This window comes from Flavonifractor sp. An100 (genome assembly GCF_002161175.1).
Taxonomy (GTDB): domain Bacteria; phylum Bacillota; class Clostridia; order Oscillospirales; family Oscillospiraceae; genus Lawsonibacter.
In genome coordinates, this window is record NZ_NFMA01000009.1 from 39863 (window position 1) to 57938 (window position 18076).

An 18076-nucleotide genomic window follows, 5' to 3' on the forward strand; every position below is an offset into this window, starting at 1 on the left:
CTCATTCCTCCCAGGGCTCCCGGTGGGGCTTCCAGCCCTCCACCAGCTCGCCCAGCTGACCAATCACTTTAGGTGTACAGACGGCCACTACGTCGATGGTCTGGGCGTAGTCCACCTTTTCCACCTTGGCCTCCTGGTACAGCTTGTCCAGCAGGCCGCCTTTGTCATAGGGCAGATGGATGGTCACACGCTTGGCTCCGTTGTCCAGCACCTGTCCAATGGCCTTGAGCAGATCGGGCAATCCCTCCCCCGTCTTGGCCGAAATGGACACTCGTCCCTCTCCGTGGGGACGGATATCGCTGTCCCAGCAGTCGCACTTGTTGTACACCTCAATGCGCGGGGTCCGGTCCGCTCCCAGCTCATGGATCAGCTGATCCACCACCGCCGCCTGCTCCCGCCACTCCTCATTGGATGCGTCAATCACATGGAGCAGCAGATCGGCAAAAGACAGCTCCTCCAGGGTGGCTTTGAAAGCCTCCACCAGGTGGTGGGGCAGCTTGCGGATAAAGCCTACGGTGTCTGACAGCAGCACAGTGCAGGTGTCGGAAATCTCCAGGGTACGAGTGGTGGTGTCCAGGGTATCAAAGAGCCGGTTGTTGGCTGGAATGTCCGCCCCGGTCAGCTTATTTAATAAGGTAGACTTGCCCGCATTAGTGTAGCCCACAATAGCTACCACCGGCACTTCATTTTTGATCCGGCGCTCCCGCTGAGTGGCCCGAACCCGACGGACCTCCTTCAGCTCCGCTTCTAGCTTGGAAATTTTCCGGCGAATGTGGCGGCGGTCGGTCTCCAACTGGGTCTCGCCAGGTCCCCGGGTGCCGATGGCGCCCTCCTGGCGCTCCAGGTGGGTCCACATGCCCAGCAGCCGGGGCAGCAGATACTTGTACTGGGCCAGCTCCACTTGCAGCCGCCCCTCTCGGGTCCGGGCCCGCTGGGCAAAAATGTCCAGAATCAGGGCAGAGCGGTCCAGAACCTGGACCTTCAGCTCTTCACTGAGAACCCGCTGCTGGGAGGGCGAGAGGGCGTTGTCAAAGATGACCATATCCGCGTCCATAGCTTTCACCAGGTCCTTGACCTCGGCCACCTTTCCCTCCCCAATGAAGGTGCGGGGGTCGGGGCTGTCCTTGGACTGCAGCACCATCCCCACGCTCTCCCCCCCTGCCGTCTCCAGCAGAGCAGCAAGTTCCTCCATGGTGGCCTCAGTGGCATTTTCATCCCGGTCCAGGCTGAAGGCATTCAGTCCCACCAGCACCGCGCGGTTGATTTGTTGTTTTATATTCTGTTCGGTCATTCAGTTCTCCTAACAGATCGGGAGATCACTTGGTCAAAACCTCCACAATCTCTCCAATATACATGGTGTGGTAATCCTTCTGAGGATACCACTTCTCCTTCACATCCTCCGGCATGTTGGCAGGATCCATGGGCTGGGCAAAACGCTTCCGGCACACCAGTACCAGCTCTGCCTGCTCAAAATAGGGGGCTCCGCACTCCGCCGTCTGGACAGTAAATCCGCACTCTTTGATCTTATCCACATCCCGGCCGCTTTTAGAACCGCACAGAGACAGAGCCTTCCGCCACTCTTCCCCAAAGAAGGTCAGAGTGAAGTACTCCTCCCGGTCAATAAATTCCTTAGTATACCGCTGCGGCCGGATATAGCAGGTGGCCGCAGGCGCGCCCCAAATGACGCCCACTCCGCCCCAAGAGGCAGTCATAGTGTTGCACTGCTCCTTCGTGCCGGCTGTAATCAACATCCACTTATCTCCGATGAGGGAAAATACGTTTTCCTGCAGCTGCTTGGGGTCAATACGCTTAAACATGTGGTTTCCTCCTTAAATATTATTTGCCGGGACCTGAAGGCCCGGCTGATTACCGGGGAACCAGGGTTTGTGCGACTGTAAGGGCGCAAAATACTACAAAAAGCCGCACCGATTACTCGGCGCGGCTTTTATAGGCACGATCTTACTTGTCCAGGCCAAACTTCTTGTTGAAGCGGCTGACACGGCCACCGGTATCCACCATTTTCTGCTTGCCGGTGTAGAAGGGGTGACACTTAGAGCACACTTCTACGCGGATATCCTGCTTGGTGGAGCCAGTCTCGATCACGTTGCCGCAGGCGCACCGAATCGTGGTCTGCTGATAGTTGGGATGGAGGCCTTCCTTCATTGTATGTTCACCTCTTTCTCTTTGGAGGATCGTTTCATAAACGCATCAGTTATAATACCATAGTTTTTTCAGAAAAGCAACACCTTTTTGAAAAAACTTCTCTCCCTATTTCCCTATATTTTCCTTTAAAAGAGGAAAAAAGTCTTGCAATACAGGGAAAGCTATGATAAAATACCAGAGCATTATGCGTGGGAGTGCGGATTTTCCGCCCGGTGCCGGGGATTTCTTTCCTGGTTGGCGGGGAATATGATGCCCCCAGAAAGTTTAACTGAAAAATAGGAGGAAACAAGCAATGGCAGTCGTATCTATGAAGCAGCTGCTGGAGGCCGGCGTTCACTTCGGCCACCAGACCCGTCGGTGGAACCCCAAGATGGCCACCTACATCTATACCGAGCGCAACGGTATCTATATCATCGACCTGCAGAAGACCGTGAAGAAGCTGGAAGAGGCCTATAACTTCGTCCGCGAGCTGGGCGAGAAGGGTGAGACCATCCTCTTCGTGGGCACCAAGAAGCAGGCTCAGGAGGCCATCAAGGAAGAGGCCGGCCGCGTCGGCATGTACTGGGTCAACGCCCGCTGGCTGGGCGGTATGCTCACCAACTTCAAGACCATGCGTGGCCGCGTGGAGCGCCTGAACCAGCTGAAGAAGATGCAGGAGGACGGCACCTTCGACATGCTGCCCAAAAAGGAAGTCATGAAGCACCTGGGTGAGATCGCCAAGCTGGAGAAGTACCTGGGCGGCGTCACTGAGATGAAGAAGCTCCCCGGCGCCCTGTTCGTGGTTGACCCCCGCAAGGAGCGCAACGCCATCAACGAGGCCCGCAAGCTGAACATCCCCATCGTGGCCATCGTGGACACCAACTGCGATCCCGACGAGATCGACTACGTCATCCCCGGCAACGACGACGCCATCCGCGCCATCAAGCTGATCTCCTCTGTCATGGCTAACGCCATCCAGGAGGGCAAGCAGGGTCAGGATGAGGCCCCCGCCGCTGAGGCTGAGGCTCCCGCCGCCGAGTAAGACCCCATCGCTTTTTGTCTACAGCAGCGCCCGTCCCGCGCGGGCGGGCGCTGTTCTTATTGTTAAGTTCAGCGGCCGGTCCTGGACCGGCTGAGAGTAAATGGAGGTATTTTTATGGCTATCACCGCTAAGGACGTACAGAAGCTGCGCGAGATGACCGGCGTTGGCATGATGGACTGCAAGAAGGCCCTCACCGAGGCCGAGGGCGACATCGACAAGGCCATTGAGTGGCTGCGCGAGAAGGGCCTGGCCGCTCAGACCAAGAAGGCCGGCAAGGTGGCCGCTGAGGGCGTGTCCTACGCCATCGTGGCTGACAACGGCGTGGGCGTGATCATCGAGGTCAACTCCCAGACCGACTTCGTGGCTAAGAATGAGGTCTTCCAGGACTTCGTCAAGTCTCTGGCCGCTGTTGTGGCTGAGAAGGACCCCGCCGACGTGGAGGCTCTGAAGGCCTGCACCTACCCCGGCACTGACCGCACCGTGGCTGACGTCACCGCTGACAAGGTGCTGGCCATCGGCGAGAACATCCAGATCCGCCGCTTCGTCCGCTATGCTCAGGGCGTGAACGTCCCCTATATCCACATGGGCGGCAAGATCGGCGTGCTTGTCAACCTGGAGGTTGAGGGCATCGAGGCTGCCAAGGTTGTGGAGCTGGGCAAGGATGTTGCCATGCAGATCGCCGCTATGAACCCCTCCTTCCTGGACAAGTCCAATGTTGACCAGTCCACCCTGGACAAGGAGAAGGAGATCCTGCTGGCTCAGGCTAAGGAGGATCCCAAGAACGCCAACAAGCCCGAGAACATCATTGAGAAGATGGTTATGGGCCGTATCGGCAAGTACTACGAGGAGAACTGCCTGCTCCAGCAGGCCTTCGTTAAGGAGAACAAGGTCTCCGTGGAGAAGCACATCGCTGAGGTTGCCAAGCAGCTGGGCGGCAAGATCTCCGTCAAGGCCTACACCCGCTTTGAGACCGGTGAGGGCATTGAGAAGAAGGAGGACGACTTCGCAGCCGAGGTCGCTTCCATGATCAAGTAAGTTCTGAGACGCAGAGAGGACCGGAGTTCAAAAGCTCCGGTCCTCTTTTTTCCATGAAAAAACGGACGGCAAAATGCCGTCCGTTTTACGTTCCCTGTTAAAACGAGGTTTGTTACGCCTTAGGCGGGAAGGTAATTCCCCCCACATTCACGTTAACGCTGGAGACCTCCAGGCCAGTCATGGACTCAATGGCCGCCTTGACCCCCTCCTGGACAGCCTTACCCATCTCCGGGATGGTATGGCCATAGGAGATGAGAACAGACAGGTCTACAATCACCTTGTCGTCCTCCATCTTCACCCGAACACCCTTAGCCAGGTTCTTCTTTCCTAACAGCTCAGCGATGTCGCTGCCCAGATTGGCGGCCAGGCTGCTGACTCCCTCTACCTCCAGGGCAGCGGCTGCAGAGATCGCCGCCAGCACCTCTTCGGAAATATGGATATTGCCCAGCTCGTCAGAGCGGGAGACGTATTCCTTGTTTTCACTCATGGTTGCCACGCTCCTTAAAGATCGCAGTATCGCGGGACAGTTTTGCATGTGGTTATTCTACCACATTTCTTCCCCCTTGACAACCGCAGATCCAAAAGTTCTTCTCCCCTACCCGTTTAGTTCACCTCAATGATTTTAATTTGATCCGCGGTGAAGCCAGCCGTCTGATGGACCACATCCACAATCTTAGCTGTATCCGCCTCAGTCAATCCGCCCTCAGGTGCAGCCACTGCCAAGCTGAGTGCTTCCTCCCCAATAAACGCCACACAGTCGGTATAGCCCTTGGCCACCACCAGATTTTCAATCTGGGCCTCTGTCACTGTGTAGTCGGCCATCGTCTGAATAGTATCGTTGACTTGATTTTTTACAGTCTCGTCCGCATCCTCCCTGGCTGCGGCATCCTGGAGCAGGGACAAGGCGCTGTCTCTGGCCTGCTGACGGTTGAGACGAGCGGTGGCAAAGTAGTCGCTCCCTGTCCCCGCCTCGGCTCCGGCGGTGGTCTGAGCCTCTCCCTGCGCCCCTGTCTGCGTATCAGCCTGAGTGCCGTCCGGAACACCCGAGCCTGTTGTGCTCTGGAGCAGGGGATCTTCCGTCTCACTGCCCACCATGGTGGACTGGCCCAGCGTCTTTCCCGCCTGGGCCTCCTGCTCATAGTTCCAGTTCAGATACACCGCCGCACATACGAACAGAGCAATGGCTCCCACCACCGCGTTGCGCTTCCACAGCTGCGACCAATTCGTCCCCTTGTTCCCCGTTCTCATAACTTCATTCCTCCTACGATATTGACATTACGTATTTCCCTGACAAATGGTGATTCGATCCGCGCCCAGTCCGGTCAGAGCCGCAACTGCCTGGGCCAGATCCAAACGCACCTTTGGGTCCCCTCCCCCGGGACATACCACAAGGGCTCCCCGAAATTGAGGTGCTACCGTCTGTAGCGGAACTACCTCCTGATTGCCTGAGCCCCGTCCCAGGGTAACGGTAGCTGTATTATAAGCCCCGTCCGCATCCTGCTCCTGGTCCTCTGCCAGAATTTGCCGCTGTCCAGTTTGGATGGACAGCACCACTTTCACACTCCCCGCCCCCTGCACCTGGGACAGAGCCTGCTCCAGCTTTCCCTCAAATGCCGCTAAATCAAACTCCTGTGTTGTCCCGGCTGCTGTTCCCGGATTCTCCTGCTCTCCGCCAGCACTCCCCAACGGAAGCAACAGCAGTACGGCACCTGCCGCCATCACCAGAAGCACATATTTATACTTCTCCAGCGCCCCCCTCCACGCAGCCAACTGTCCGGTCCAGCCTTTTTTCACGGCGTCCCCTCCTCTCCTTCGTAGACCTGCCGCTCAGGAGAAACACCCAGTTCCTCCTGCAAGCACTGCTCCAGCTGTGCCCGCTCTTGGGCGCTGAATGTTCCGGTTACCCGAATTTCTTCCGGCACCCACAGCTCCCCCTCCATCCGACAGGACACCCGTGGAGTACAGACCAGCCCCATTTCCGCCGCCTTGTCCACAATATATGCCTCAAACTTCTCTTCTATGATGACTTTCATCTCCTCATTGACCTGATTTTCCAAGTCCTGTTTTTCCAGCTCCAGCTGAGCATTCCATTGCTCTGCCCATCTTTGGCTTTCCGACCAGTCCAGCTTCCCTGTCCCTGCCAGCAGCGCACATAAAAGAACCAGGCCGCACACCAGCTTTCCTACCCGTTTCACCGGCCCGGAGGGCATCAGACTCTCCGCTACGGAACAGAGAATACAAGCTGCTAAAATGCCCAGCAGCCATTCCTGGGCCCCGCTCATCCGGGCACCGCCGCTGTCAGAGCGGATACAATGCTGACCAAGAGCACCAAAGCCGACGCCCCCGTCATGCCAAGGACGATTCCAAACGCTCCGCCGATGGCATTAATGAGACGGCTGAGCCGGGGCTGTGCCACCGTCGCACAAAGGACAGCCGCTCCTTTATAAACTAAATACTGTAGCCCCAACTGGAGAAAGGGGGACAGGCAAATGGCCAAAACCACCAGCATCCCCGCCACTCCCACGGTCCCCTTCAGCGCTCCGGCCCCCGCCAGAACCGTCTCAGAGGCATCCGCCAACACCCCGCCCACTACCGGAATCGCCCGGGAGATGGCCAGCTTCGCCGCTTTAATTGCCGAGGCATCCACACTTCCCGCCACCGCTCCGGTGGCAGTTAGATAGCCTACAAACACAACCAGCAGCGCAGTCAACAAAAAGGCGGCAATCCCTTTTAATACTCCCGCCAGCTTCCCCAGCCCCGGATTGTCCACAGCGGCATAGGCGCAGCTGACGGCCACATAGCCGTATACCAATGGGATGATCAGCTTGTCCAAAACCATAATAAGAAGCTGGGAAAATAAAACGGTCGCCCCCTGGCGTACCGCCGCCCCGGTCACACTCCCAGTGGCCGCTGTCAGTACCGCCATGACTGGGAGAATGGACTGGGAAAATACCTCCATCTTCCCAATCGTCTCCCGCCCCAGCCCAATCATTGCTGCCATATCCGTCATGGTCAGCGCGGTAATGGCCAAAGCGCCTGCCAGCTCCACGGCCTGTAGGCCCTCTCTCTTTTCCTGCCCCGCCGCCCCCTCCGCCAGGGAGCACAGCAGGACCACCGCCAGCAGTTTTAAACCGGCCGCCAGACTGGATTTCCCCAACTCCCCAAGCTGCTCTGCCGCGTCGCTCAACAGGTGTCCCATCCCCTGTTCCAGATCGGCCCCCTCCTCCACGCCGTAGGACTCCGTCTGCTCCCACAGCTCGTCCAGCCCGGGGACTGACATCGGCTCCGCCCCGTGGCAGGGAACCACACATGCAGCCAGCAGAATGAAACTGATCCATATTTTTCTCATCCCAACATCTCCGCTATCAGCACCGTGACCGCCCGGATCAAGGGCAGAGCCACCAGTAAGGCTGCCAAGGTCCCCGCCGTCTCCACAAAGGCGGCAGTACCGCTCTCCCCTGCCGAGCGACAGATCTCTGACGTTACCCGCGTCAAAATGGAGATGGCCACCGTCTTTGCCACCGGCTCCAACAGCTCCTCGGACAGCCCTGCCTGTCCGGTCAGCTCCTCCATCAGCTGGGCCACGCCTCCCAAACCGTCCGCTACCATACCCAGCATCCACAGCCCGGCTGCCAGGGCCAGAAGCAGGCTGATTTCCGGCGCACTCTTTCGCAGCACCGTTCCCAACACCGCCGCTGTAACGCCAACCGCGGCAATTTTCACCATGGTTTCCATCACAGATGAAACAGCGTCTTTACCATGTCAAACAGACTGGCAATCTCCTGCACCACCATCATCAGCACCACAACCAGACCGGTAAGCGTGGTCATCATCGCCTGTTCGTCCCGCCCCGCCCGGCTGAGCACCTGGTTGAGCACTGCCACCAGAATCCCAATGGCGGCTATTTTAAAAATTAAATCCACATCCATGGAAAGCCCTCTCTTTCGTACTCCTTCTCTCCACTGTTCTCATAACAGCAAAATCACAAAAAAAGCGCCTCCAGACAGCCCCAATGCCTGGTACACCCTGCCTTGGCTGCGCCGCAGCTGCTGAGCCTGCAGCAGCAGCTGGGATAACTCGTGCCGCACACCGCTCACTACCCGCTTTTGCTCCTCCCAATCGCACCGTCCCAAGGTGTCGCCCAGGGGAAGCAGACACATCGCGTCCTCCTCCCCCAGGACCTCCAGCCCCTCCACCAGACGTCGCCAGCTTTGGGAAAAATCCTCCCACTCCAGCCGCTCCAGCGCCTCTCCGCATCCCTGAAATAATGTCCGCGCCGGTTCCCGGCTTCGCTGTGCTAGCCGCTCCATCAGCTGAGGAAGCGGAGGGCTGTCCAACTCCAGCTCCTGCTCCAACAGGCCAAGGCCCTGTGTCATTGCCTGTAAGGCTCGCACCCGCCTGCCCAGCTCGGCAGACGCCTGGAACCCTATCCACCCACAGCCGGAGGCCAGCAGAATTGCGCCCAACAGCTTCCACATTTAATCCAGCTCCTCAATATAGTAGTACCTGCGTGTGTTTTCCTGGCGGATCCGCACCAGACGCTGGAACAGTCCTTCTTCCAAAATAGGACGGTACAGCATCCGGCGCTCCAGATCCCCCCGCGACTCCCCGTGGGCCGTGGCCAACAGGACTACGCCGCACCCCATTGCCGCGCGCAGCGCTGCCACGTCCTCGGGAGCGGTAATCTCATCTGCCGCCAGCACTTGGGGATTCATGGCGCGCAGCAGCAGCATAAGCCCCTGGGCTTTGGGACAGCCCTCCAGCACATCTGTGTGAGCGCCTACATCCAGCTGTGCCCTCCCCTGATACAGACCCGCTACCTCTCCCCGCTCATCGGCTACCGCCACCCGCATGGCCGTGCAGTGCTCCCCGTCCGACACCTGGCGGATGAGATCCCGTAGCAGGGTGGTTTTTCCCAGCCCAGGTGGAGCCAAGATCAGGGTGCTGACCAGCCGTCCGTCGGGACATACGGCGGCCATAACTGGGTCCGCAGCACCCCGAACCTGACAGGCTACCCGTATATTGAGCGACGACAAGCGGCTGAGGCTGTGAATATTCCCATCCCGCATAACCGCCGTGCCACATAACCCAATCCGGTGCCCTCCGGCCATAGTTAAATATCCTCTGCGCACCTGGTCCAGAACCGCATGGAGGGAGGCTCGGCTGGCGATCTCAACCACCTGTTCCAGCTCCCGCCCCTCCACATTCCCTCCACTCAGGGGATATTCCTGCCCGGACACAACGACTGTCATGGGTCTGCCTACCCGCAGTCGGAGTTCCTCTACCTGAGCCTGCCGCTGCAGGGATATGGCCAGCGCCCGCTGGCGCAGTGATAAGGGCAGCGCTCCAGCTGCCTGCTGATATGCCTGGACTCTCATTTGTTCTTCCATGCCTGTCCACCTACCTTTGCCCTATCCTATGAGCGTGGTATGGGGGATATGACAGTTCTGTTCTGCTTTGGTCTGTTTTTTCAAAAGAGCCCGGGACCGCATACGGTCCCAGGCTCTTTTCAGCTCTTATGCTCGTTTTTTCATCTCTTCCTCTAACAAACGCAGAAACTGGCGCAAAATTGGTTTGTGCTGATTCATATTATAGGACACGCCAAAGGAAACGGGCTCTGTCCCCTCCAACGGAATATAACGCAATCCCGGCATACGCAGCTGTGGCACATCCACAGCCAGAGAAAAGGCGCACCCAGCCTGCGTCAACGCGTCCATTACTTCCCTACTTTCGCAAAAGATGACTTGCTCCGGCTTCTTACCGCCAATGATCTGGCCTTGGACCATACACAGCGAGGGCGGGCATACCGGAGGACGCCCCGCTGCAATCCGTCCTCCTTCCTTTAGCTGGTCGACTCCAACGCTCTCATAGTGTGCCAGCGGATGGTCTTCTGCGCACACTGCGGACATCGATCCCCAGGCCAGCTCCCGATACACTTGATTTTTCGGAGCCGCTTCCTCGAAGGCGAACATGACCTGAATATCGCCCTCTGACAACAGGTTTTCCAGAGAATCAAAGGGAATCAGACGCAGAACGGGCAAAATTCCAGGCTCCAACTCCTTTAAGTTATGCAGCACCGGCTGGAGCAGATTAAGTTCTCCCATGCTCCGGCAGCCCATGCCGAAACGCATGGGTTTGGATGCCTGGCTCTCCCGCAGCCTCGCCCGGGACATACCGGACAGCTTGAGAATCTCCTCGGCATATTGCGTAAACATATGTCCCTCCTGGGTCAGACGCACACTTTTGCTGCTCCTGTGAAACAGGGCTGTCCCCAGTTCGTCCTCTAGGGTTTTGATTTGATGGCTGACAGCCGGCTGGGTAATTTGCAGTTGCTTGGCCGCCCGGGAAAAATTCAGGTGGTTTGCCACCGACATAAAGCATTCCAGCTGGGTAGTATTCACTTCGCCGCTCCTCTCTAATCAATAAAAGTTTTTTATTGATTATAATTGATTTGAATTTCACATTCAAGTAGCTTTGTGCCATAATCTGCATTGTTCTTTAAGAATACGCATTAAAAGGAGGTTTACCCCCATGAAAACTGTACTCCAGCAGATTGGGCGATACCGAAAGGACGCCCTGCTCTGCATTGGATTTACCACATTAGAAGTAATTATGGAAATCCTTCTTCCCTTTGTGACTGCCCGTATTATTGACCAGGGACTGCAGGCAGCCAATCTACCTGCGGTCTACCGCTACGGAGCTATTATGGTGACCCTGGCGTTTTTCGGTCTGGTATTTGGGGCGGCTGCCGGCTATTTCTCGGCCAGCGCTTCCGCAGGCTTTTCCGCTAACCTGCGCGAAGCAATCTATCGCAACATCCAGACCTTCTCCTTCTCTAACATTGACAAGTTCAGTGTGCCGGGACTACCTCAAGTGTTACGAGAGCGCCGATACGTTCCAGGTGCTTGAGCATAGCCCTCGAACGCTGTTCGGTGTCACCGTCTGGGAGGGGGCATTCCATTCCGGTGGTGCGGATCACGTTGTGTTGCAGGAACCAGATGTAGGTGTCCGCATCCGGGAACTCCGTTGGGTCGAAGGAGCGATTCCGCAGGCGGTCCATGATCTCTGTCCCGGTACCGGTATAGATGGTATCTTCGATTTGAATTTTCAAACTTTCACCTCTCAGCGGTTCTGTTTTTCTTCTTTTGATTGGCTTTATAGCTGGCCTTATCGTATCGCCAGGCGCGATCACCCTCCAGGTTGGCCAGCAGGTGGTCACGGGTGTGCTTGAATTCAGAACCGTTCAGGCCCAGCCGCACCAGCCACACCCGGAAGGTAAACAGTTCGTTGTCGCTGTGGGTCTTGCGCATCACCGTGCTGCGCTGGGCGATGGCCTGGGCGGACATGGCCAGGCACAGGTTGATATAAGCCGCCGCCCGGCCCGCGTGGAGGGTGGAGTTGAAGCAGCGGAATTCCACCGTGCCCCGGAAAAGACAGAATGAAGGTTTAAGGCGTAGTAAGGAAAATGTAAAGTCACCTCTTAATTACAATAGATTTACGGGTTACGGAACGGCAGTCAGCTGTACCTTGACCCCTATTATTGCCTAGCTGCAGTGAGTGAATCTTATCCTAAAAATGTATAAAGCCAGTAAGAAAAACTTACTGGCCTTACATTTTTAGGCGTTTGATTGACTTAAATCCAAAAAGCCCCACAATCACAGCGGACATAGAGCTTCTTATTTTAATTAGGATTTAATTGAACTGAGATCATATCACATCTGATTAAGGTTAACGGCAGTACGGCAATAAAATTATAGAAATAAAATATCTTCTCCCCAAATATCCGATAGCATTCGTGTACGACCTACCTATCAAAAATATGTTTTAATAGAAATATTATACCCGCTTTTGCCCTTTTTTGCAATGCGATTGACAAAGGCATATTCATAGTATTATGATAGGAATATCCAAATGATCAAGAAAGGACGATTCCGATGGCAACTGTCTATCAAAGCGTGGAGGAGCTAATCGGCAACACTCCCCTTCTACGTCTCAGCCGTATGGAGAAACAGCATCAACTAAGCGCAGCCCTGTTGGCAAAGTTGGAATATCTGAATCCAGCCGGCTCCGCTAAAGACCGGGTTGGCCTCTCCCTCATTCAAGATGCCGAAGAACGGGGACTTCTTCAACCGGGAGGCACCATCATTGAGCCCACCTCCGGCAATACCGGAATCGGCCTGGCCTGCGTTGCTGCGGCCCGGGGCTACCGGGTTATCCTCACCATGCCTGACACCATGAGCGCGGAGCGCCGGGCCATGCTGGCCGCCTATGGGGCTCAGTTGGTACTGACCCCCGGGGCCCTGGGGATGCAGGGAGCGGTGGACAAGGCCAAGGAGCTGTCCGCCTCCATCCCAGGCAGCTTCATCCCCGATCAGTTCAACAACCCCGCCAACCCGCTGGCCCACTACCGTACCACCGGCCCTGAGATCTGGCGGGACACAGAGGGAAAGGTGGATATTCTGGTGGCCTCTGTGGGAACAGGAGGAACGTTATCCGGCACCGGACGGTATCTCAAGGAACAAAATCCAGCCCTTCAAGTGGTGGCTGTGGAGCCTGACGCCTCCCCCCTCCTCTCCGGCGGCCAGGCGGGCCCCCACCAGATTCAGGGTATTGGCGCCAACTTCATTCCCGCCACCTTGGACCGTAGTATCTATGACCAGGTGATCCGGGTCAAGGATGCCGACGCCTTCCAGGCCGGACGGGACATCGTGGGTACCGAGGGAATTTTAGTGGGCATTTCCTCCGGAGCTGCCCTCTGGGCCGCCATACAGCTGGCCCGTCAGCCGGAGCACGCCGGCAAGACCATTGTGGTGGTCCTTCCCGATTCCGGCGACCGGTATCTCTCCTCCCCCATGTTCCAACTCGGCTGAGGACGGTTTTCCAATTTTTGTGTTCGCATAATTTCCCTGCCCAGGCCGAACACTAGGGATACATCATCCATTGAAGGAGGTATCCCATGAAACGCTCATTCTCTTCGCAGCGCTTTCTGGCCCCGATCACGGCCACAGCTGTGTTCCTTACCCTTTGCCTGCCCACCTCGGCCTTTTTCTGGAATAAAAAGGATGAGGCCCCTTCTGTGGCAGACATCTCCAAAAACGGACTCATCGGCTCTATTATTACCTTTGGACCGGAGGATTTTGCCTCCAGCTCGGAACAGGACCCTCTGCAGAACATCACCATTCAAACGTTACCCGACCCCGGGGCTGGCACCCTGCTCATCGGCGGCCAGCCGGTAGAGGAGGGCTCTGTGGTGGATAACACCGCTCTGGCTGGGCTTCGCTTCCAGACCTCCCAGAATCCATCTGTGACCACTGCAACCTTTACCTTTCTCCCAACCTTCTCCTCCGGCCCCAGCACCCAAACCGGTACGGTGACTCTCTACCTGCTCACAGAGGAGAATCAGGCCCCCATTGCCCGGAACATGGACCTGTCCACCTACCGCAATGTGGCAATTACCAGCTATTTTGACGCGGTGGACTCTGAAGGGGATACTCTTACCTTCCAGCTCACCTCCACCCCCGCCCGGGGTGCGGTGACGGTGGCAGAGGATGGCTCCAGCCAATTTGTGTACACCCCCTATGAGAACAAGACTGGCAACGATTCCTTCACCTATGTGGCAGTGGACCCGGCCGGCAACACCTCCCCCGAGGCTAAGGTCACCATTCGCATCGAAAAGCCGGACACCAAAGTAACTTATGACGATCTGGAGGGTGATCCCGCCCACAAAGCTGCCATTCGCCTGGCCGAGGAAGGCATCTATGTGGGACAGTCTGTGAATGGCCAATACTTTTTTGATTCGGACGCCCCGGTCAGCAGAGCCCAGTTTTTGACCATGGCTATGGCTGTATCCGGCCTGGAGCCCCTGGAAGGCGTCACCCTCACCGGCTTTTCCGATGACGCCGCCATTCCCACCTGGGCCAAGGGTTCTGTGTCCGCGGCATTAAAGGCCGGAGCGATTCAGGGCTCCAAGGACGACTCCGGTGCTCCCGTATTTGGAGCCGATGAGATCGTCACGCGGGGAGAGGCCACGGTGATGCTGAACAATCTTCTCCATGTCTCGGATGTGCCCGCGGAGGTATTTTTCTCCGACAGTCAAACCCACTGGGCCGCTCAGCCCGCTGCCAATCTGGCCGCTGCCGGAGTACTCCGCACCGATCAGGCTAACGCCGCTGCCCTGTCCACCCAGTTGACCCGGGGAGAAGCAGCCGAGATGCTGGACGGAGCACTGGATGTCCTGGCTGCCCGGGAAGAAGGCAATTGGCTGCCCTGGTAACCCTTTTCCCCATTGAGACAGATCAAACAAAGACCCCGGAGCGTTATGAGCTCCGGGGTCCTTTTTTGTTCCTTTGCTTTAGTCCTCGTCAGCCGCCGCATCATACATGGGGCGGGAACCAGAGGAGGCATTGGAGGAAGCCACACCCGCCGCCGCACGGAACCGGGCGCGGGACTTCTTGATCTCATCATAGGCCTCTGCCACCGCTTCCTCGGTGCGGCGAAGGGCATCCTCGCAGTACTCATTGGCCGAGCGCTTCAGCTCCCGGCTGCGCTCCTCCGCCTGCTGCACCATCTCGTTGGCCCGCTGCTTGGCCTGGAGGGTAATGGTATCCTCTGAAAGCAGCTGCCGGGCCTTATCCTCTGCCGCCTTTCGGATGGCATCTGCCTCCCGCTTTGCGGAGGCCACCACCTCTGCCCGGTTGGCCATCATTTTCCGGGCCTCACCCAGCTCCATAGGGAACTGGCTGCGGATGTCGTCGATCAGGTCCAGAGCCCGGTCCCGCTCGATAACGCACTTATCACTGGAGAGAGGGGCGTTTTTCGCCTCGTCAATCATTTCAAACAGCATGTCCAGCAGTTCTTCTACACCGCTCGCCATCCGTCACACTTCCTTTCGTTCCAATTCCTTCATGCGCCGGTTTACATCGTCTACAATTTCCCGGGGGACAAAATCTGCCAGATTGGCCCCATACCGGGCCATCTCTTTGACGATGGTGGAGCTGAGGTAGGTATATTTCTCACTGGACGCCAAAAACATGGTCTCCAGACGGGGATTCAGCTTGCGGTTGATAACCGCCATCTGGACCTCCTGCTCAAAATCCGACACCGCCCGCAGGCCCTTCACCACCACATGGGCCCGGCGGCGCTTGGCATAAGCAGACAGCAATTCGTTGGAAAAATCCACTTCCACGTTTTGAAACCGCTCCGTGGCACGCCGCAGCAGCTCCACTCGCTCCTCCGGGGTAAACATCCCTTGCTTTTTGGAATTGATCATCACGCAGACAATCAGCTTATCAAAGCAGGCGGCCGCCCGCTTGATGATATTCAGATGGCCCAGCGTCACAGGGTCAAAACTGCCGGGATAAATGGCTATACTCATCGCTGCTCACTCCCCAACCGGTGGCAAAGGCTCAGCTTAATCTTGCCGTATCGGTATTCACGCCCCGGTTCATAGGGGGGCTCCAGAGACGGAAGGGTCCATTCCGTCCCACTTTCACACAGTATTATACCATGTTCCCGAAGAATGTCAAACCTTGTGATGGTCTCCAGGCATTTTGCCAGCAAATCGCTTTGGTAAGGGGGATCCAGGAAAATCAGGTCAAACTTCTCCCGGCACCCGGACAAAAAGGACAGCGCATCCCCCTGCACCACCTGTGCCTGTTCTCCAAAACCGCAGGTCTTCACATTCTCCCGGATCAGAGCGGCAGCCTCCCGCCGCTGGTCCACAAACACACAGTGGGATGCTCCCCGGGACAGCGCCTCGATGCCCAGCTGCCCGGTCCCTCCAAACAGATCCAGCACCTTGCGCCCCTCGATCTCGAACTGGATAATATTAAACATGGACTCCTTCACCTTATCGGTGGTGGGGCGGGTATCCATACCCTGTAGCTCCTTAAGACGTCTGCCCCGGGCGGAGCCGGAAATCACTCGCATCCATTCTCTTCCTTTCTTGTTTCAGGATTCTCTTCCTTGTGAAAGTATAGATAGACTGACAGGGCTGTGTTTTGAGGAACCACCGTCCGCAGCTCCTCCAGGGAGGCCCCCTTCACCACCTTAACGCTCTTAAAATGCTTGAGCAGCTGCTGCCGGCGCTTCTCCCCCACTCCAGGAATCTGATCCAAGACCGAGGTCTTGACGTGGCCAGCCTGGAGCTGACGGTGGTACTCAATGGCAAACCGGTGGGTTTCCTCCTGGATCTGCCCGATCAGAGCAAAGACCGCCGGAATGGCCTGGATTCCGATTTCCCGTCCGTCCGGGTGGACCAGAGCGCGGGTGCGGTGGCGGTCATCCTTCACCATACCAAAGGCCGGAATATTCAGTCCTAGCTTCTCCAGCACCCGGGAGGCCACCTTTACATGCTCCTGCCCGCCGTCGATGAGCAACAGATCGGGACACTGGTCGAATTTCTCATCTCCATCCAGATACCGGCGAAAGCGGCGGGTGAGCACCTGCTCCATGGAGGCATAGTCATCCGGCCCTGTCATATCCTTCAGCTTAAAGCGGCGGTAGTCCCGCTTCAGCGGCTTTCCGTCCACATACACCACCATGGAGGCCACAATGTCGCTGGCCCCGGTATTGGAGATGTCATAGGACTCCATCCGCCTGGGCGGCTCCTCTAGGCCCAGCATCCGGCCCAACGCCTCTAGCAGTTTGCTCTGCCGCTCCTCCCGGGTGGTGGCCCGGGCCACCTCCTCCTGGGCATTTTGGACCGCCAGACGGATCAAATCCATCTTCGCCCCCCGCTGAGGGGTAACCAGCTCCACCCGGTAGCCCACTTGCTCCGACAGCATGCGGGTCAGCGGAACCTGGTCGGGCAGCTCACAGGGCAATAAAATCTGCTTGGGCAGCCGGGTGCGGCCCACATAGTATTCCCGCACCAGAGAGGAGAGTACCCCCTCCTCGTCCTCCTCCACCGGGGTTTCCAGCAAATCGAACTCCTTGGCCGCCAGCTCCCCCTCCACATAGTGGAGGACCACAAAGCAGCTCTTCGCCGTACCCCGGAAAAAGCCGGTGACATCGGTGTCCGCCAGAGAACCGGCAATCACCTTCTGCCGTTTTCCCAAAAGCTCGATGGCCCGCAGCCGGTCCCGCACTTCCGCTGCCCGCTCAAAGCGCAGCTCCTCCGCCGCCTGCTCCATCTCCGCGGTCAGGTCAGCCTGAACCTCCTTAAAGCGTCCCTCCAGCAGGCTCACCGCCTGGGCAATGGCCTGGTCGTGCTGCTCCTTGAGCTCGTCTCCCCTGCAGTAACCGTCGCATTTTCCCATGTGGTAGTTCAAACAGGGGCGCTCCTTCCCAATATCCCGGGGGAACTTCTTGTTGCAGGAGGGCAGCCGCAGGGCACCCCGCAGGGCGTCAATAATGGCTTGGGTATTGTGCCGGCTGGCGTAAGGGCCGAAATAACGGGCCCCATCCTCCGCCACCTTCCCCGCCAGAGAAAAACGGGGATAGGCCTCGTTGGACAGACGGATATAGGGATAGCCCTTCCCATCCTTGAGCAGAATGTTGTACCGGGGCTGGTGCCGCTTGATCAGGGAACACTCCAGCACCAGGGCTTCAAACTCACTGTCGGCGATGATGACATCGAAATGATCGATCTGGGACACCATGGCCCTGGTCTTCTCTGTGTGGGAGGCGGAGTCCTGGAAATATTGTGACACCCGATTTTTCAGGGCTTTGGCTTTGCCCACATAAATTACCGTATTTTTCGCGTCCTGCATAATATACACGCCCGGCTTCAGCGGCAGGCTGTGGGCCTTTTCCTTGAGTTCATCAAAGGTCAATGGATCGCCTCCTCTCCCAGCATCTTCCAACACAACGACTAAAAAAGGCACCGCTAAGCGGTGCCTTTAGTTGGTAATCGGC

At 57.3% G+C, this 18076-nt stretch carries 23 protein-coding genes and 1 pseudogene; 5 read left to right on the top strand and 19 right to left on the bottom strand.

Annotated features, from left to right (window positions below; translation table 11 throughout):
• Position 1: 1 nt before the first annotated feature.
• From hflX to rpmE, 3 genes are all read right to left on the bottom strand, one after another.
• Entirely contained in the window at positions 2-1291 is a 1290-nt protein-coding gene (gene hflX, locus B5E43_RS06925; RefSeq protein WP_087394941.1) for a GTPase HflX, read from the bottom strand.
• Between the two features lie 25 nt (positions 1292-1316).
• Entirely contained in the window at positions 1317-1817 is a 501-nt protein-coding gene (locus B5E43_RS06930; protein ID WP_087394942.1) for a flavin reductase, read from the bottom strand.
• A 142-nt stretch (positions 1818-1959) separates the two neighbouring features.
• A complete protein-coding gene (gene rpmE, locus B5E43_RS06935; RefSeq protein ID WP_087394944.1) occupies positions 1960-2163 on the bottom strand; it encodes a 50S ribosomal protein L31 in 204 nt (67 codons plus the stop codon).
• A 292-nt stretch (positions 2164-2455) separates the two neighbouring features.
• Here rpmE and rpsB point away from each other — a divergent pair, with 292 nt between their 5' ends.
• Together rpsB and tsf are read left to right on the top strand one after the other, a co-directional pair.
• Positions 2456-3184, top strand: coding sequence for a 30S ribosomal protein S2 (rpsB, locus tag B5E43_RS06940; RefSeq protein WP_087394946.1), 729 nt, complete (start codon positions 2456-2458; stop codon positions 3182-3184).
• A gap of 114 nt (positions 3185-3298) precedes the next feature.
• On the top strand, positions 3299-4219 hold the full coding sequence (gene tsf, locus B5E43_RS06945) for a translation elongation factor Ts (protein WP_087394947.1): 921 nt from the start codon (positions 3299-3301) through the stop codon (positions 4217-4219).
• 112 nt (positions 4220-4331) lie between these two features.
• Here the strand turns inward: tsf and B5E43_RS06950 are convergent, their stop codons facing one another.
• From B5E43_RS06950 to B5E43_RS06995, 10 genes are all read right to left on the bottom strand, one after another.
• Positions 4332-4706 carry an Asp23/Gls24 family envelope stress response protein gene (locus B5E43_RS06950; RefSeq protein ID WP_087394948.1) on the bottom strand — a complete coding sequence of 125 codons (375 nt, stop codon included), beginning with the start codon at positions 4704-4706 and terminating at the stop codon, positions 4332-4334.
• Positions 4707-4822: 116 nt separating this feature from the next.
• Entirely contained in the window at positions 4823-5467 is a 645-nt protein-coding gene (locus B5E43_RS06955; protein WP_087394950.1) for a SpoIIIAH-like family protein, read from the bottom strand.
• A gap of 27 nt (positions 5468-5494) precedes the next feature.
• Positions 5495-6013, bottom strand: coding sequence for a hypothetical protein (locus tag B5E43_RS06960; protein ID WP_087394952.1), 519 nt, complete (start codon positions 6011-6013; stop codon positions 5495-5497).
• Positions 6010-6501 (bottom strand): hypothetical protein, encoded by a 492-nt coding sequence (locus tag B5E43_RS06965; RefSeq protein ID WP_087394954.1) that lies wholly within the window; start codon positions 6499-6501, stop codon positions 6010-6012. The genes B5E43_RS06960 and B5E43_RS06965 overlap by 4 nt, the downstream gene beginning before the upstream one ends.
• Positions 6498-7568: a stage III sporulation protein AE gene (locus B5E43_RS06970; RefSeq protein WP_087394955.1), complete on the bottom strand. Its 1071-nt coding sequence runs from the start codon at positions 7566-7568 to the stop codon at positions 6498-6500. The genes B5E43_RS06965 and B5E43_RS06970 overlap by 4 nt, the downstream gene beginning before the upstream one ends.
• A complete protein-coding gene (locus tag B5E43_RS06975; protein ID WP_087394957.1) occupies positions 7565-7954 on the bottom strand; it encodes a SpoIIIAC/SpoIIIAD family protein in 390 nt (129 codons plus the stop codon). The genes B5E43_RS06970 and B5E43_RS06975 overlap by 4 nt, the downstream gene beginning before the upstream one ends.
• The gene (spoIIIAC, locus tag B5E43_RS06980) at positions 7954-8148 is read right to left on the bottom strand and encodes a stage III sporulation protein AC (RefSeq protein WP_087394960.1); all 195 of its coding nucleotides are present in this window, start codon (positions 8146-8148) and stop codon (positions 7954-7956) included. Before spoIIIAC ends, B5E43_RS06975 begins: the two co-directional genes overlap by 1 nt.
• A 39-nt stretch (positions 8149-8187) precedes the next feature.
• Positions 8188-8697, bottom strand: coding sequence for a stage III sporulation protein AB (locus B5E43_RS06985; protein WP_087394962.1), 510 nt, complete (start codon positions 8695-8697; stop codon positions 8188-8190).
• Entirely contained in the window at positions 8698-9609 is a 912-nt protein-coding gene (locus tag B5E43_RS06990; RefSeq protein ID WP_242964750.1) for a stage III sporulation protein AB, read from the bottom strand. It abuts the gene before it with no gap.
• A gap of 126 nt (positions 9610-9735) precedes the next feature.
• On the bottom strand, positions 9736-10620 hold the full coding sequence (locus B5E43_RS06995) for a LysR family transcriptional regulator (RefSeq protein WP_087394964.1): 885 nt from the start codon (positions 10618-10620) through the stop codon (positions 9736-9738).
• Positions 10621-10750: 130 nt separating this feature from the next.
• Between B5E43_RS06995 and B5E43_RS07000 the strand changes: the two genes are divergently transcribed.
• Positions 10751-11128 (top strand): ABC transporter transmembrane domain-containing protein, encoded by a 378-nt coding sequence (locus B5E43_RS07000; protein ID WP_087394966.1) that lies wholly within the window; start codon positions 10751-10753, stop codon positions 11126-11128.
• On the opposite strand, the gene B5E43_RS07005 is transcribed toward B5E43_RS07000, so the two are convergent.
• Positions 11070-11330 carry a hypothetical protein gene (locus B5E43_RS07005; protein ID WP_087394968.1) on the bottom strand — a complete coding sequence of 87 codons (261 nt, stop codon included), beginning with the start codon at positions 11328-11330 and terminating at the stop codon, positions 11070-11072. The genes B5E43_RS07000 and B5E43_RS07005 overlap by 59 nt on opposite strands.
• Before the next feature lie 4 nt (positions 11331-11334).
• A pseudogene (locus B5E43_RS07010) lies at positions 11335-11678 on the bottom strand (amidoligase family protein); the annotation flags it as partial.
• A gap of 475 nt (positions 11679-12153) precedes the next feature.
• Here B5E43_RS07010 and cysK point away from each other — a divergent pair.
• Together cysK and B5E43_RS07020 are read left to right on the top strand one after the other, a co-directional pair.
• Complete coding sequence (gene cysK, locus B5E43_RS07015) at positions 12154-13089, top strand: cysteine synthase A (protein WP_087394970.1); 936 nt, start codon at positions 12154-12156, stop codon at positions 13087-13089.
• 86 nt (positions 13090-13175) lie between these two features.
• Positions 13176-14492 carry an Ig-like domain-containing protein gene (locus tag B5E43_RS07020; protein WP_087394972.1) on the top strand — a complete coding sequence of 439 codons (1317 nt, stop codon included), beginning with the start codon at positions 13176-13178 and terminating at the stop codon, positions 14490-14492.
• A 78-nt stretch (positions 14493-14570) separates the two neighbouring features.
• Here the strand turns inward: B5E43_RS07020 and B5E43_RS07025 are convergent, their stop codons facing one another.
• From B5E43_RS07025 to uvrC, 4 genes are read right to left on the bottom strand one after another with little or no spacing between them, the layout of a single operon-like run.
• Positions 14571-15092, bottom strand: coding sequence for a hypothetical protein (locus B5E43_RS07025; protein ID WP_087394974.1), 522 nt, complete (start codon positions 15090-15092; stop codon positions 14571-14573).
• 3 nt (positions 15093-15095) lie between these two features.
• Positions 15096-15593 (bottom strand): pantetheine-phosphate adenylyltransferase, encoded by a 498-nt coding sequence (gene coaD / locus B5E43_RS07030; RefSeq protein ID WP_087394976.1) that lies wholly within the window; start codon positions 15591-15593, stop codon positions 15096-15098.
• Positions 15590-16147 (bottom strand): 16S rRNA (guanine(966)-N(2))-methyltransferase RsmD, encoded by a 558-nt coding sequence (gene rsmD / locus B5E43_RS07035; protein ID WP_087394978.1) that lies wholly within the window; start codon positions 16145-16147, stop codon positions 15590-15592. The genes coaD and rsmD overlap by 4 nt, the downstream gene beginning before the upstream one ends.
• Positions 16138-17994 carry an excinuclease ABC subunit UvrC gene (uvrC, locus tag B5E43_RS07040; protein ID WP_087394979.1) on the bottom strand — a complete coding sequence of 619 codons (1857 nt, stop codon included), beginning with the start codon at positions 17992-17994 and terminating at the stop codon, positions 16138-16140. The genes rsmD and uvrC overlap by 10 nt, the downstream gene beginning before the upstream one ends.
• Positions 17995-18076: the final 82 nt, after the last annotated feature.

What these genes read in the sequence shown, in the direction of transcription:
- hflX (WP_087394941.1), bottom strand. Translation starts at nt 1,291, where the DNA reads ATGACCGAACAGAATATAAAACAACAAATCAACCGCGCGGTGCTGGTG.
- B5E43_RS06930 (WP_087394942.1), bottom strand. Translation starts at nt 1,817, where the DNA reads ATGTTTAAGCGTATTGACCCCAAGCAGCTGCAGGAAAACGTATTTTCC.
- rpmE (WP_087394944.1), bottom strand. Translation starts at nt 2,163, where the DNA reads ATGAAGGAAGGCCTCCATCCCAACTATCAGCAGACCACGATTCGGTGC.
- rpsB (WP_087394946.1), top strand. Translation starts at nt 2,456, where the DNA reads ATGGCAGTCGTATCTATGAAGCAGCTGCTGGAGGCCGGCGTTCACTTC.
- tsf (WP_087394947.1), top strand. Translation starts at nt 3,299, where the DNA reads ATGGCTATCACCGCTAAGGACGTACAGAAGCTGCGCGAGATGACCGGC.
- B5E43_RS06950 (WP_087394948.1), bottom strand. Translation starts at nt 4,706, where the DNA reads ATGAGTGAAAACAAGGAATACGTCTCCCGCTCTGACGAGCTGGGCAAT.
- B5E43_RS06955 (WP_087394950.1), bottom strand. Translation starts at nt 5,467, where the DNA reads ATGAGAACGGGGAACAAGGGGACGAATTGGTCGCAGCTGTGGAAGCGC.
- B5E43_RS06965 (WP_087394954.1), bottom strand. Translation starts at nt 6,501, where the DNA reads ATGAGCGGGGCCCAGGAATGGCTGCTGGGCATTTTAGCAGCTTGTATT.
- B5E43_RS06970 (WP_087394955.1), bottom strand. Translation starts at nt 7,568, where the DNA reads ATGAGAAAAATATGGATCAGTTTCATTCTGCTGGCTGCATGTGTGGTT.
- B5E43_RS06975 (WP_087394957.1), bottom strand. Translation starts at nt 7,954, where the DNA reads ATGGAAACCATGGTGAAAATTGCCGCGGTTGGCGTTACAGCGGCGGTG.
- spoIIIAC (WP_087394960.1), bottom strand. Translation starts at nt 8,148, where the DNA reads ATGGATGTGGATTTAATTTTTAAAATAGCCGCCATTGGGATTCTGGTG.
- B5E43_RS06985 (WP_087394962.1), bottom strand. Translation starts at nt 8,697, where the DNA reads ATGTGGAAGCTGTTGGGCGCAATTCTGCTGGCCTCCGGCTGTGGGTGG.
- B5E43_RS06990 (WP_242964750.1), bottom strand. Translation starts at nt 9,609, where the DNA reads ATGGAAGAACAAATGAGAGTCCAGGCATATCAGCAGGCAGCTGGAGCG.
- B5E43_RS07000 (WP_087394966.1), top strand. Translation starts at nt 10,751, where the DNA reads ATGAAAACTGTACTCCAGCAGATTGGGCGATACCGAAAGGACGCCCTG.
- cysK (WP_087394970.1), top strand. Translation starts at nt 12,154, where the DNA reads ATGGCAACTGTCTATCAAAGCGTGGAGGAGCTAATCGGCAACACTCCC.
- B5E43_RS07020 (WP_087394972.1), top strand. Translation starts at nt 13,176, where the DNA reads ATGAAACGCTCATTCTCTTCGCAGCGCTTTCTGGCCCCGATCACGGCC.
- B5E43_RS07025 (WP_087394974.1), bottom strand. Translation starts at nt 15,092, where the DNA reads ATGGCGAGCGGTGTAGAAGAACTGCTGGACATGCTGTTTGAAATGATT.
- coaD (WP_087394976.1), bottom strand. Translation starts at nt 15,593, where the DNA reads ATGAGTATAGCCATTTATCCCGGCAGTTTTGACCCTGTGACGCTGGGC.
- rsmD (WP_087394978.1), bottom strand. Translation starts at nt 16,147, where the DNA reads ATGCGAGTGATTTCCGGCTCCGCCCGGGGCAGACGTCTTAAGGAGCTA.